Here is a 14,173-nt window from a genome sequence, read left to right as displayed (position 1 = left end):
AGAGATAAATGGAATATGAATGGGCGATAGAATGAGAGACAGGAGGACCAATAATGTACACAGACAAACAAGAATATTCGTTCTCAACATGTTGGAATATCAAACGTCATACGACCGGACAAGGCATGATCGAGGAGATCAAGTCTCTCGGATTTAAACAGGTTGAACTGAACTATAACGTTACGGAAGAGATGCTGCAGACGATAGAGCCGATGATTGAACGGGGAGAGATCGATGTATCCAGTGTGCATAATACATTTCCACATGTGGCTGATCCGGATTACGGAACGGATTCCGTTCTGCTCGGATTTGATGATGAACCGCGCCGCAAACGGGCGATTGAACTGTTACTTCGCTCAGCCGAGTACGCACATCGTTATGGTGCCAAGGCTGTCGTTGTACATCCCGGTGAAGTTCCGTTCGAATACAACATAGATGAAGCATTGAAAAAGATATACCACGATCAGGGGCCGGACTCAGCGGCGTATCAAGCTTTATGGCAAGAGATGATCGAGAAGAGGCAAGATGGCAGCACACATTACCTGAGCCGGATTCAGGAAAGTCTCGAAGAGGTATGCGACTTGTCCGAGCAGCGGGGATATGGGGTGAATTTCGGTATTGAGACCCGCTCACGCTGTAATCAGATGCCGACTTTGCATGAAGCGGGAACGATTATTGGACAAATGAAGGGCGCGCCGCTTGGTCTCTGGTACGATATTGGTCACGGCATGATGATGGATCGAATGGGCCTGTACGATAATGTACGTGAGGCTAACGCGTTGATTGATCACGTGGTTGGCGTGCATATTCATGAAACCGTAGGGTTGGCAGATCATTGGTGTCCTTACATCCATAGTAAAGACATGACCTTCTTTGATTCATTTTTGGATATCATTGACCGTTCTCCAGTGAAAGTATATGAATTAAAAGCCGCTTGTACACCGGAGGAGATCGATGAGAGTCATGGATTGATTACAGCTCGTATTGCTGAACGTCATGCGGCGCGTCAGCACCAATTCTGGACTTAACACCAAATTTCTGTGTAATAGAGGTAATATGATACTCCACTGTACGTTGACTGATCGCCAGATCCTGTGCAATCTCCTTGGTGGTCATCTCCAGTGCAATGCGGTTAAGCACTTCCCGTTCAGTTGCTGTCAGCGTTTTGGAGATGGAGGCTACACGGAATAGAGTGGAGTCGGCATTGACTGGGATTTGTTTTCCCACATTGGCATAACCATATCCTTTATACAAAACGATCTGTTGATCGTGAACAACGGTTTTTTGTTCCACCTTTTATTTTCCCAGCGTAGCGTTATAGTGCGAAGGGATTGGTAGTTAGATTTTCTAAGCTACTCATACATCCGTCGTTCAAGTTCGGCATAGGCAATGGCTGATTCATTACTGGAATTGTCGATATAAGCGACGGATGCAGCAGGGAGCGGCCAGGTTACTTCTTTTCGGACGAGAGAAGCTGTGAAGGCATCCCAGTTGGCTAGTTTCCATTCATCCAGTGGGGATTGTCTCGCTGTGATTCGCTCGTGATACAAGACTTCATTTTCCAGATAAATATAGGCTACACGAACATCGGTATCATCCAGAGAACGTCCAATTCGTGCAAGTTCCTGAGCAATCCAATCCGGGGTTCCGATTTCTTTGGTGAATGGTCCGACAACGATCGTATCAATACCCAACTGCACGTTATCCAGAGCAGCGTCCATCGTAATGCGGTACCCAAGATCACGGCACAGACGTTTGTATTCAGGTGAGTCCCGGTCGGAAGGATCCAATCCCTGAAGATTCATGATCGCCTCAGCTGCTGGGCGAAGCAGGATATCCATATCGAAGAAAGCAGCTTTATGTTTACGTGAGAGGGCTTTGGCAAGTGTGGTCTTGCCGCTCCCAGCCCCGCCGAGAAAGAAAATCAATTTGCTCATGAATGTAATGCCTCCTTATTATGTGAGAAGATCGTGTGGAATGTAAGCTAATATTATTTTGTTTATTTTAGCATAGTCCACATTGTAGTCTCACTTGATTACTTGCGAAGGAAACCAGATATGACGCAGGTTCACCCAGCCCTGACTGTTAAAAGATAGACCACGCACGGAAGGCAGATAAGCCGTCTCTACCGGTTTTTCAGATAAATGGAACAGTAGTTTCTGGCTTACCAAGAATTGCTCGATTTGATCTAATCCAGCAGTTCGATCCGCTACGAGTGGAGAGCTGCTGATGATTTGCAACATCTCATGGATCGTTCTTCGAGCAGAATCTTCAAGATGCTCAGACAACGTGGAGTAGAGATCATACCTGCGTAGTTCTTCATCCCTGTCCCGAATCAGCGAGAAAAGAATCAGATCAGACTCCAGCCGCAGATTTCCTTTGAACTGCTCCATCGTAGCGGTACGGACGGTACAGGAGAAACCGCATTTCTTTAGAATAGACGCCAGATGTTGGGCATCCCTGCGATATTGTGGAATGGTTGCAATGTGCAGGGAGATGGGACTGGTGGAAGCGGATCTTTTAGATATATCGCTAAATTTCTCTGGGTGAACAGCCCAGGTATTCACGGCATCAGAATTTGAAACCATGACTTCAGATTCGTCTGCATGTCCATCATCTCTATACATTCCAGCAAGGCATGACTGAAGGTGTGCTCTTACTTCCGGATCGTTTAACGGTCCGGTTTTTTGCGTATTACACGTGAGTAATTTATGAACCATCACACCTGCACGAATCTGTGTCCAGTCTGCACCCTCAGACGAAGACGGATTATGAACAAGATGGATAAATGGAGTTTCAATATCCTGGCTATGATCCCATTTTGTCGTGGCACTCCACGGAATCTGCAGAATATCCACCCGGTCCATATGCGCTCTACCCTGAAAATACGATGAGAATGCTTCAAGTCTGCATAAGTGATCATCCCATGCGGTGACCTTGAAAGGGCCAGTCCCCACAGGTTTCTGCATCCCGTGCACATCACCCGTATGCTTTATTTTCTGTTCGTTTGTTCCTGGTGAGGGTACAATCGCCGCACGACTTGTTGTAAGAAAGGACAGAAACAATTCGTGAGGGTCTTTAAGCTGGAAACACACGGTTAAGGGATCGACCGCTTCAATAGATAGTATCTGTTTACTTACATCGCGGTACAGTGTCCTGCGTTCTGTGGATTGTAGCCGTTCGAACGTATGCACAATATCATGAGCCGTCAGCATCTGACCATTGTGAAAAGTAATGCCTTTTCGTAAATAAAAGATCCAGGTCTGCCGATCTTCACTGACATCCCAGGTATGAGCAAGACAGGGAAGAATCTCATCCTGTTCGCCCCGTTGAACCAACCCGTCAAAGACATGACTGGTAACAAAGGACTCAGCGAGTAAATTAATATATAGCGGATCAAGCGCATGGAGCTGTTGGCGCAGGGGCAACCGAAGCGTATCAATCTGCTCATTATTGGTGCCAGCTTCCGTATGATGACCCGAATAACCAAGCAACCACTGATTGAGATGATCCTGCATGGTTGTTGAACTGGAGAATGCGCTCACCTGCTCGGCAGCTTCCTGCAATTCCCGGCGATTCATGGCCTGCATCATGTATTCTGCGGCGATTTGGTCAGCCGGGACAAGCAAGGTCAGTGAAGAACGCCGACCACGGCCGCGCTGGGAAACCCAATGAATCCAATTGTGGGCTACCATCTTTTTGACAATCGTTAACGTATTGCGGTGCGTACAATCGAGCAATTCAGCAAGGTCGGCGAGCGTAAGTTCATGTTCTGTATGGTGACCGTAATGGCGATGCAGCAGCAGGTATTGCTGGTGTAATTTCAAAGTGTTGATTCCCTCCTGGAGGTGATCCCTGCCGTAATTCTCTAAAATAAGAAGTTTTATTGATTTTAATTTCTATTTATATTCCTATTTTATCATCTAGAATAAAGCATAGAAAGGTTAATGGAGGTTTTTCCCATGATTGATAAAATAATGGCTTCACCACAACGCGCACTCATCACGCTACTATCTGCATGGATGCTGGCTATCATTCACCAGTATTTGTTCTATGACAATGAGATTGGCGTATCGTATCCCATCTTTGTAATTCTCTTTTATAGCTTCATGTATCTGTTCGCTCGGGACCGCATGAGGTCTTTCCAGTGGGGTGATGCATTTGTGGCGAGTGTTGTACTGTTGCTGTCACTAACGTTCCTGTTATATGACAATGAACTATTGCGTGTTCTTAATTTTCTGTCTGTACCGGGTCTTATTATTTTACATATGACGTATCTCATGGGCAGGAAACAGAGGCAGTGGTGGGAGATCGGTTTAATCGGAACGGCTATTGACCATGTGCTGCCACAGACCATACGTCACTGGGGAACCGTTGCGGCCATTGCTGTGAAGGCAGGCGGACGTGGCATGGGCAAATCACAGAAAACGGTTGTTTTCAAAGTGCTTATTGGCCTTGTGGCATCTCTGCCCATCCTTATTGTAGTCATCGCGTTGTTGTCGTCAGCTGACGGGGTTTTCGATCAGTACTTATCCGGTTTTCCAGAGTGGTTGAATCAACTGGCTTTTACGCCAGGATTGCCTAGAATCATCTGGGTGTTCATCGCAGGTATACTGTTTTTCGGTTATGTATGGGGATTCGTGCAGCCGATGCAATATGAGGCAGACAAGAGAGCGAACGCACATTGGAAAAATGGAGCAGTACCCACGGTTGATAAGCGTGATCACACCTATATATTCTCTCCTGTGGACCCGGTCACTAAAGGTCAGGTTACGAATAAAATCACACCCGAGTCCTCCCACACTCCGACTCATCGGGAACCATTCAGATTAGACCCCATTATTGTGGGTACGATGCTGATCGTTATCAACTGCGTGTACGTTCTGTTTGTGCTCGTACAATTTTCGTACCTGTTTGGTGCGGGTGAGGGGCATCTCCCGGTGGATCTGTCCTACGCAGAGTATGCGAGAAGTGGATTCGCAGAATTGGTTCTTGTCACGGGGATTAACTTTTTGATCCTTATTGTTGCTTTGCAGTATACTCGTCCGAGTGGCAAAGCGGGATTAATCCTGCATCAAGTGCTTCTCCTGATTCTGGTCAGTTGTTCAGCAATCATGCTGTATTCCGCGTTCATGCGCCTTAATCTCTATGAGCAGGCGTATGGATATACGTATATCCGCTTCCTGGTACATGCATTTATGATTTTTCTGGTACTCTTGTTGCTGATCGCTGGTCTTCGTATACGCTACACGTCGATTCCGCTGATCCGCTGCTATATTGTACTGGCGCTCACTGCCTATGTTGCGGTCAATTATGTGGGCATGGATAACCGGATTGCCGAATTGAACATAGAACGTTATCATCAGACTGGCAATATTGATGCATCCTACCTGGCAAGTCTATCGGCAGATGCAACTCCGCTACTTCGAGAGTTTGCTCTGAAGGAGTACCCGGATCTCAAGAGAGAAATGCTGGAACGTCAAGCCTACTTGGACATGTACTCATCAGAACGTTCCTGGCCTTCTTATAATGTAGCGAGACACAGAGCCGAGATAGAATTGTCCAAATTGAGAACAGAATAGATGAATAATCGCTGTTTTCAAGCACGGATTTATGCAAAAGCAATATGTAAGTGTTATAATATAAAAACTAACCTATAAAGGGGGTGAATCCCTTGTTTGAACTTCAGGAATTATTACCGTATTTATTCTCGATAGGACTCATCGTCACCGTCAGTTATGCCTATATCGCTCATCTTCACTGTGGTATGACCGAGTATTGGATGGAAGGTGGCGCCGGTGGTGGACTTGAACCAGTACTTCCTGCATTGTGTTTGGACAGACAACACAGACAGGAAGTCTGGAGTCGCATGATCAGACGAAGAGAAGCGCCCGATGAAGATGATTCAGATTGTCATTCCTCGTTGAACGATTGGTCAACAAATCAACGAGGAGGATATATATGGAAAATAAGACCAACAAGGGATTCACTTTTAGATCGGGCAAGGGACGGATTTATTGCCTGATTGCTATATTGTTTGCAGTTATGATGCTTGCCGGATGCAGCAACAACGTGTCGGAGATTACTTCATCGACACCGGGATTTTTTAATCACTATATCGTATTTCCACTGTCGTACCTGATTCAGCACATTGCGACCATATTTAGTGGAAGCTACGGGATCGCGATTATTGTAATTACACTTGTCATTCGTCTAGCACTGTTGCCATTGATGATGCGTCAAGCCAAGTCGCAGCAGGGGACCCGAGTTATCATGAACGCCATGAAACCCGAGATGGATGCGCTCAAGAAAAAATATGAAGGCAAAAATGACCCTGCTGATAAGCAAAAGCTGTCACAGGAAACGATGGAACTATACAAGAAACACAAGTTTAATCCGCTGAATATCGGTTGTTTGCCGATGCTCATTCAGTTGCCTATTCTGTCCGGGATTTACACAGCCATCCGACTGACACCGGAACTGTCCTCCCATTCGTTTCTATGGTTCAAACTGGGAGCGCCGGACTATGTACTCGCAGTAGTTGTCGCGGTCATTTATCTGATTCAAGCCAAGGTATCACAAGCCAACATGGCGCCTGAGCAGCGAAAACAGTTCGCCATCATGGGATATCTCTCCCCATTGATGATGGCATTCTTTTCTCTATCAGCCCCGGCAGCCATGCCGCTCTACTGGACAGTTGGGGGTTCATTCCTGGTACTACAGACGTTATTGTTCCGTAAAATGTACCCGGTAGAACACCCGCAGGAACCTGTAGTTGTGGAAGTGAGTAAGAAAAAGAATAAAAAAAATGGCTCATCCAAATCTTCTCCGAAACCTGCAAAGTCGTAGGATATGATATGGACGTAATCACGTATCGTACGTGTTATACGTAGCAAAAGCCTAAGAAAGAAGCCGATCCTTAGGATTGGCTTCTTTTTTGCTGTATTAAAGAATTTTTAATGCTCGCAGTGTGTTGAGCGGTTGTTCATCTGTCATGTTATATAGCAGACTCATCCGACAGCTGGAAACGAGAAACGAAATACCAGATGAGCTCGCGACGTGAAGATACTTTGGTTTTGGCAAAAATGGATTTCAGATGATCCTGAACCGTGTACACAGAAATATGCATCGCGGCAGCAATCTCTTTGGAAGAATAGCTACGCAGTACATAACCGAGCAGTTCCCGTTCTCGACTGGATAATCCAGCTCTCTCGGCGAGTAAGGGCAGCAAATCCTGCGGCATTGCCTGCTCCAGGCGGATGGCAATCTGGTCCGGTCCCGCGGGTTGTTGCATGAGACTGGCATGAAGGATAAGATAACGCCCATCCGGAAGTTGAATGCAGACTTTGGATGGTGATTCGGGAGTGAACTGAGTATCGTCAGCCCGTTCTATCCGATTCTTGCGCTGCAAGTGGGAACTCACTGCACGTACCGGACGGGGCAGGACGTCTGGCCCTATATGTTCCAGCATACGTAACTGGGACAGCCAATACTGAGCAGGGGCGTTCAGGGACAAGAGCTGGAACGTATTCGAGATGATCAGAATGCCTGTTTCCTTGGGACTGCTGCTCGTGATCTCATCCATCAGTGTCAGACTGGTGGACCGCAGCATGGATGCAATAGAAGCGGTCCAGGTCTGAATCATCAGCCGTTCCTCCTCTGTAAAGACAGAGTTCTCTGCCTTTCGATACAGGGTCAGGTATCCCCAACAAGCGTCTCCACTAACCAATACAGCGCGCAGTTCATCACCGAACCCCGCTGGCTGAAGAATGTTGATATAACGTGGGCTTTGTTCAGGCTGTGCGTTCACGGATGTGTGGAGTGTAGCTGTATGTTCACCGCTGCGAATTAATTCAGCGTATTTATGTATATCTTCTTCCATGTATTCATTGATGAATAACCGATCATGAATGGCTTCAATGCCATCTTCTGTCACAGCACCTGTGGAAAGAAGAGTCAGAGGATCAACGGTAGTGAAACAGTACGCATCGTAAGGTACAACCGTATGGATCTGCTTGAGAACCGCTTCCCGGTAGGTACGCGAGGTCCAGGTTCCTTTTTCAAGAGAAGTGATAAGTCTGTAGTTCCGATTAATACGTGATGTCAAAAAGATATCTCCTCTCTCTATGCGTATATCCCATAGATCTGGGATTGTAGGCTCGGCGTATCCTTCTATAATGAAATTAGACGAACAACGAGTCAAGTCTAACTTCAATTCAAGAGGGAGTGCAGTATCCATGAATCAGAATCCATCACCGATGAGCTGGGAAACGGCAGATGTTCATCGTTACGAACAATCGATAGCCCTGAAGATTCCGGGTTATTCTCATATGCATGATCTAATGGAACGGTTGCTTACAGCATCATTTGCGGATAACAACGATATTAGTATACTTGTTACCGGAGCAGGAGGGGGGGGAGAGATTGCTCTGCTTGGATCACGCCATGCTGAGTGGACATTGACTGGAGTAGACCCTTCACAGCCCATGCTGCAACTTGCTGAGAGACGAGTCGCGGAAGCAGGCATAGGTTTCAGAGTAAAGCTACAACCTGTTACAGTTGAAGAATTGCCCGATGACATTTTGTATGATGGAGCGACGAGCATGCTCATGTTACATTTCCTTCAGGGGATGGAGGCCAAGAGAACGTTTCTGACCAGCCTTGCAGCAAGACTCAAACCGGGTGCCCCACTGATCATTGCGGCTGTAAATGCCGATCTTCGTTCACCAGCGTATCCTGTGATAATCCGAGCTTGGAAGGATCACATGCTGAGTGCTGGCGTCCTTCCTGAAGAGTGGGAGCGCTTTGCTGCTTCCTTGAGCAATGAATCCGATCCCATAACATCTGAAGAGATGACTCAGCTACTGGCCGAATGCGGCTATTCACATATTACACGTTACTTCGGGGCGTTCTGGGTGGAGGGGTATTATGCAAGTCGAAACTAACGTAAAGTCTGTGAAAGATCAGATCTGGGTGGTTGGTGGGTATGGCCAAGTGGGGCAGATGATATGTACTCAGCTGGGACGTTTATTCCCGGGTAAAGTATGGGCAGCAGGTACACGTATGAACCGTGCGGAAGAATTCAGCCGATCCACGGGTGGTGTTGTGCTGCCGCTTCAACTGGATGTAACCAGACCTGTAGAACCATCCATGTTGCGGTCTGTGAAGCTGGTAATCATGTGTGTGGACCAGAGCGATACCCGGTTCGTTGAATCCTGTGCCCAAGCCGGAACCGACTATATTGATATTTCTGCAAAATATGATTTTCTCGCTCAGGTTGAACAGCTGCACACCAAAATGCAACGTTCCAAATCGACCGCGATACTCAGCGTTGGATTATCACCCGGAGTGACTAATTTGCTTGTGCGCGAAGCGACCATGCATATGGATCAGGTGGAGGAAGCAGACATTACCGTAATGCTGGGACTTGGAGAGAAGCACGGAAAAGCTGCCGTAGAGTGGACCGTTGATCAGATGAATGCCACCTACCAAGTGATGCAAAAAGGCAAGCCTACTGAGGTACAAAGTTTCGGAGATGGGAAAAGGATTGATTTTGGAGCGGAACTGGGAAACCGGAAGGCATACCGATTTAACTTTTCCGATCAGCACGTGGTTGCTCGAACGTTACGTATTCCAACCGTATCTACCAGACTCTGTCTGGACTCACGCTGGATTACAAGTTCCATGGCGCTTTCCAAACGTGTAGGATTGTTTTCCTTGCTCCGCATCCCGTCTATTCGCAATGGAACAGTCAAGGCATTTGGCCTTATTCCCGGAGGAGAGCCAATGCATGCGGTCAAGGTCGATGCCGTAGGTTGGGAAAATGGTGAGCAAGTCCGCGTCGAACAACTACTCGTTGGTGACAAGGAAGCAGATGCGACAGCGGCCGTGGCAGCAGCTGTGGCCGAACGCGTATATAGAAAAGAGTCAAAGTTACCTCATGGTGTGTTTCATATTGAACAGTGTCTCTCTTTGCAGGACATTCAGGATGCACTTCCTACGCCGCTAAGCGTGACGACCACGATCACTTGATTTCATTTCTTTTGTTAGGACCCTCTGATCTGCTATGATGGAACAATAATGATGGCATGAATGGAGGGAGATCATGAACTGCGTTGCTGTATTACCTTATTACAAAGTACAGAGAGAAGTGACGGGTCTCGCCCAAGAGATTGAGATGAATGCCCGCTCCATGATTCTGTATTCAGATAAAATCGTGACCAAATACCGCGAGTTCAACATCACGGAAGTGTTTGACATGTCATTTCGCCGTATGGGTGATGCAGGTGGATTTTTCTATCTGCACACGAGCACAGGAGTATACCCATATATGGTAGAAATCGACCCCAAACCTTTTATACAAAGTTTCAGAAATATGACGATCCAAAAATTAAAATGACTTGACCTTGCCGTTACGTAAAGGCTTATCCTCGGGTATGGAAGGAACGATAACCAATCCAGAGGAGCCGTGAATGTAATGAGTATATTGATTCAGCAAGCTACGATCCTAACGATGAAAGATGCCGATGCCCCCTTTACGGGGGATATTCGTGTTGAAGGAGATCGCATTATACAGATTGCGAATCACATTCCTCCTCAGCCTGAAGATGAGATTATCGATGGCCGCAATAAAGTTGCCATGCCGGGTCTGATTAATGCCCACCAACATACACCGATGAGTCTGCTCCGGGGATTCTCAGACGATCTGAAGCTGATGGACTGGCTTGAACGCAAAATGCTGCCTGCCGAAGCACAGATGAACCCGGAAGACATCTATTGGGGAGCCACGTTATCCATCGCCGAGATGATCCGTTCGGGTACCACTGCTTTTGCGGATATGTATATCCATATGAATGAGATTGCAGAAGCGGTTAAGCAAACGGGTATGCGTGCATCGCTTACACGTGGGATGGTATTCATGGAGGATGATGGGGGACGCAGGTTGCAGGAGGCGATTGATCTTGTGCAACGCTGGTCTGGAGCGGCCGATGGGCGAATTACAACCATGTATGGACCCCACTCACCCTATACATGTTCTGTAGAGCCGCTACGTGAAGTCATTGCTCTGGCTGTCACGGAGGATATCCCTCTGCATATTCATCTGGCTGAGACGAAGGAAGAAGTCGTGAAGATTCGCGAGCGCTATGGCATGACACCGACGGAGTATTTGGAGGAAGCGGGTATGTTCGAACAGGCACATGTGCTGCTTGCACATGGCGTTCACCTCAATCGAAGGGACATCGGCAGGTTGAAGGGCATGCGTGGCGGGATAGCACACAATCCGGTTAGTAATCTGAAGCTGGGGTGTGGAATTGCTCCCATTACGGAGATGATGGCACAGGGGATCAATGTTGGAATCGGAACGGATGGAGCGGGAAGTGCCACAACCGTGGATATGTTCGAGGAGATCAAAGCCGCAACGTGGCTGCAAAAGCTGGATTACAACGACCCCACCCGTCTGCCAGCCAAGGAAGTTCTGCGCATGGCAACATGCGGGAGTGCTAATTTGCTTGCATTACAGCATGAAGTTGGTGTGTTGGAAGCAGGGCGCAAAGCCGATCTAATCCTGATCGATCTGGCGAAACCACATCTTCAACCGGTACATCAGATAGAATCGTTACTGGCTTACAGTGTAAATGGGGCAGACGTGGACACCACGATAGTGAACGGCCAGATCCTCATGAGAGGCAGAAAGCTGCTCACGATCGATGAGGAAGAACTATACCGTGAGGTGAAGGTTAGAGCTAAACGGATTGTTGAGGGAATTTAATTTTTAGAGGTAGCGGTAGTGCTAAAGTACAGGCATGGGCAGCTGAGCCGGTTGCATCGGCGATGATGGCAAGCTGATGACAGAATAACCTTCCAATCACTGTTATCTCCAACTTCGCTTTTTCAGGTTTTTTCTGTCCTCTCCGTTATCGTGTAAATGATTAGTTCAACTTATATAATCAAATTCGATAACAAAATAAGATAACCCGAGTCCTTGTGTATAAGGATTCGGGTTGTTTTGCACCTACACGTTCTTGAATTGATTCTGTACAAGCAAGTCGTGGGTGTTTTTCCGCATATAAGGAGATACTCAGGAACCTGTCCAGTTCATTATCAGTTCATACTGATTTGTTACGATATGAACATCAAATAGATAGATATCGTGCATGATCAGGAGAGGAAGAGATTCTTATGAAAATACTAGAAGTGAAAAATGTGAAGAAATCATACACCTTATATGGAAAAGAAAGAGTTCCGGTACTCCACGGTTTGAACCTGAGTTTTGAGACGGGTGAGTTCGTCTCGATCCTTGGCGAATCTGGCTGTGGCAAGTCAACGCTGATGAATATCATTGGTGGGATGGACTCCGATTATGAAGGGGATGTCGTTGTTCGTGGCAAGAATTTAAGTGCCATGACGGAGAAGGAAATGGATGATTATCGGAAGAATAACATCGGCTTTGTCTTTCAAAATTTCAATCTGATCCCGCATCTGTCTGTCCTCGAAAATGTTACCATCGCGATGCAAATGACGGATACAAATGAGAAGGAGCGGAACCAACGTGCTGTTGATATATTAACGGAGGTCGGACTGAAGGATCATCTGAATAAACGTCCCAACCAGCTATCTGGAGGTCAGAAGCAACGGGTTTCCATTGCACGGGCTTTATCCAACAATCCGGATATTATTCTCGCAGATGAACCGACGGGTGCTCTGGATAAGGAGAACGGAGATCAAATCCTCGCTCTGCTCGACAGCATAGCCAAAAAGGGAATGCTGGTGATTGCCGTAACTCACTCGCAGAAAGTCGCTGACTCAGGTACACGTATTGTGAAGGTTGAAGAGGGGCGCATTAGTGATGATATTCACCTGAAAGATCCTTCAACGGCTGTTTACGAGAGTGGTCAGGATTCTTCCCGGAGTCTGGGCTTGCTTGCTTCATTTAAGATGGCACTTAAAAATATGAAACTCAACGCCAAGCGTAATGTCCTGGTAGCTTTGGGTGGATCTATAGGTATATTAAGTGTACTCCTGATGCTCTCCTTGGGGAATGGTATAACAACGTATATGAATGACGAGATCAATTCAAGTATGGACCCTTTGCTTGTGGACATAACGAAACCGAGTGAAGAAGCGAAGGACATGCAAGGCCCCGAGGCCTTGATGGCACCAGGTAAACCGTTCACAGAAGCTGATATTGAGACGATTCGCAATTTTCCTAATGTGGACTATGTAGAGACGATCACGACCATTACAGGCAAATCCACGATGGTGAATGAAGAACAAAGTGTGGGACTCACGCAGCTAACAACGTTAACAGATACTTTTGATCCAGCAATGATGACAACGGGTGTTCTGCCGGTAGAAAATCAGATGCTGTTACCTCTGGATACGGCGAAACAATTAAGCGGAAATGACCAGGCTGAATCGATGATCGGCAAGTCTGTGTTTCTATATATCAATGAGATGGATGGCAAAAATAAACCAGTAACTTTGGAGAAAGAAGTAACCATCTCAGGGGTCTATGAAGCAGCAGATCAACGATCTCCAATGCAACAATCCCCAGGATACATTTCATCAGAGACGTTGGAGCAGATGTATATGGACAAAGGAATAACAATTGGACCGATTCAGGTTAACGCCTATGCAACTGATATGAAATATGTAAATGATATCAATGAAGCTGCTGTTGATGCTGGCTTCGCAGGCTCTCAAATGGCCAAGGTCATGGAGAATATCACGACATATGTAAGTATGGCTTCGATTGTACTCGCTGGTATTGCAGGCATTTCGTTGATCGTATCGGGTATCATGATATTGGTTGTACTCTATATTAGTGTCGTGGAACGGACGAAGGAGATCGGAATTCTTCGGGCGATTGGAGCGAGAAAGAAGGATATCAAGCGAATATTCTTCTCCGAATCTGCTTTATTAGGCTTATTTAGTGGTATTATTGCGGTAATCTTTGCAGTGATCATTAGTTATGTGTTAAATATTCTATTGGACAATGCGTTTGGGGCAAAATTGATTAATCTCTCGGGATATTATATCTTGTTCGGTATCGTAGTAAGTACAGCGATTAGTATTGTTGCCGGTTTGATGCCGTCATCAAAAGCTGCGAAGCTGGACCCGATGGAATCCTTACGATACGAATAAACCCAGTTGCGGAAAGGATAATGGACAC

At 46.6% G+C, this 14,173-nt stretch carries 13 protein-coding genes; 9 read left to right on the top strand and 4 right to left on the bottom strand.

What is annotated here, in order from left to right; genetic code table 11:
- The first annotated feature begins 53 nt into the window (after positions 1 to 53).
- Complete coding sequence (locus tag AC4G47_RS17870) at positions 54 to 1,028, top strand: sugar phosphate isomerase/epimerase family protein (RefSeq protein ID WP_491102062.1); 975 nt, start codon at positions 54 to 56, stop codon at positions 1,026 to 1,028.
- Here the strand turns inward: AC4G47_RS17870 and AC4G47_RS17865 are convergent.
- The 3 genes from AC4G47_RS17865 to AC4G47_RS17855 form a co-directional block, all read right to left on the bottom strand.
- On the bottom strand, positions 973 to 1,293 hold the full coding sequence (locus AC4G47_RS17865; protein ID WP_491102061.1) for a response regulator transcription factor: 321 nt from the start codon (positions 1,291 to 1,293) through the stop codon (positions 973 to 975). The genes AC4G47_RS17870 and AC4G47_RS17865 overlap by 56 nt on opposite strands.
- Before the next feature lie 59 nt (positions 1,294 to 1,352).
- Positions 1,353 to 1,937, bottom strand: coding sequence for a P-loop nucleotide/nucleoside kinase family protein (locus AC4G47_RS17860; protein WP_491102060.1), 585 nt, complete (start codon positions 1,935 to 1,937; stop codon positions 1,353 to 1,355).
- Positions 1,938 to 2,027: 90 nt separating this feature from the next.
- Positions 2,028 to 3,827, bottom strand: coding sequence for an ABC transporter substrate-binding protein (locus AC4G47_RS17855; RefSeq protein ID WP_491102059.1), 1,800 nt, complete (start codon positions 3,825 to 3,827; stop codon positions 2,028 to 2,030).
- A gap of 135 nt (positions 3,828 to 3,962) precedes the next feature.
- On the opposite strand from AC4G47_RS17855, the gene AC4G47_RS17850 reads away from it, so the two are divergent.
- The 3 genes from AC4G47_RS17850 (at position 3,963) to yidC (ending at position 6,849) form a co-directional block, all read left to right on the top strand.
- Entirely contained in the window at positions 3,963 to 5,582 is a 1,620-nt protein-coding gene (locus tag AC4G47_RS17850; RefSeq protein ID WP_491102058.1) for a DUF4153 domain-containing protein, read from the top strand.
- A gap of 92 nt (positions 5,583 to 5,674) precedes the next feature.
- Positions 5,675 to 6,025 carry a hypothetical protein gene (locus AC4G47_RS17845; protein WP_491102057.1) on the top strand — a complete coding sequence of 117 codons (351 nt, stop codon included), beginning with the start codon at positions 5,675 to 5,677 and terminating at the stop codon, positions 6,023 to 6,025.
- Positions 5,962 to 6,849, top strand: a complete 888-nt coding sequence (yidC, locus tag AC4G47_RS17840) for a membrane protein insertase YidC (RefSeq protein ID WP_491102056.1) — start codon at positions 5,962 to 5,964, stop codon at positions 6,847 to 6,849. The genes AC4G47_RS17845 and yidC overlap by 64 nt, the downstream gene beginning before the upstream one ends.
- A gap of 148 nt (positions 6,850 to 6,997) precedes the next feature.
- Here yidC and AC4G47_RS17835 read toward each other — a convergent pair whose 3' ends face one another.
- Entirely contained in the window at positions 6,998 to 8,107 is a 1,110-nt protein-coding gene (locus AC4G47_RS17835) for a helix-turn-helix transcriptional regulator (RefSeq protein ID WP_491102055.1), read from the bottom strand.
- Between the two features lie 130 nt (positions 8,108 to 8,237).
- Here AC4G47_RS17835 and AC4G47_RS17830 point away from each other — a divergent pair, with 130 nt between their 5' ends.
- The 5 genes from AC4G47_RS17830 (at position 8,238) to AC4G47_RS17810 (ending at position 14,145) form a co-directional block, all read left to right on the top strand.
- Positions 8,238 to 8,945 (top strand): class I SAM-dependent methyltransferase, encoded by a 708-nt coding sequence (locus tag AC4G47_RS17830; RefSeq protein ID WP_491102054.1) that lies wholly within the window; start codon positions 8,238 to 8,240, stop codon positions 8,943 to 8,945.
- Entirely contained in the window at positions 8,929 to 10,032 is a 1,104-nt protein-coding gene (locus AC4G47_RS17825) for a saccharopine dehydrogenase family protein (protein ID WP_491102053.1), read from the top strand. The genes AC4G47_RS17830 and AC4G47_RS17825 overlap by 17 nt, the downstream gene beginning before the upstream one ends.
- Before the next feature lie 73 nt (positions 10,033 to 10,105).
- A complete protein-coding gene (locus tag AC4G47_RS17820; protein ID WP_458126621.1) occupies positions 10,106 to 10,399 on the top strand; it encodes a hypothetical protein in 294 nt (97 codons plus the stop codon).
- Positions 10,400 to 10,477: 78 nt separating this feature from the next.
- Positions 10,478 to 11,770, top strand: coding sequence for an amidohydrolase (locus tag AC4G47_RS17815; RefSeq protein WP_491102052.1), 1,293 nt, complete (start codon positions 10,478 to 10,480; stop codon positions 11,768 to 11,770).
- Between the two features lie 410 nt (positions 11,771 to 12,180).
- Positions 12,181 to 14,145 (top strand): ABC transporter ATP-binding protein/permease, encoded by a 1,965-nt coding sequence (locus AC4G47_RS17810; RefSeq protein ID WP_491102051.1) that lies wholly within the window; start codon positions 12,181 to 12,183, stop codon positions 14,143 to 14,145.
- Positions 14,146 to 14,173 lie beyond the last annotated feature (28 nt).

It is taken from the genome of Paenibacillus sp. Negev47 (assembly GCF_058313655.1).
Note: the sequence above shows the minus strand (reverse complement) of the source record. Positions and strands in the feature narration are given on the sequence as shown.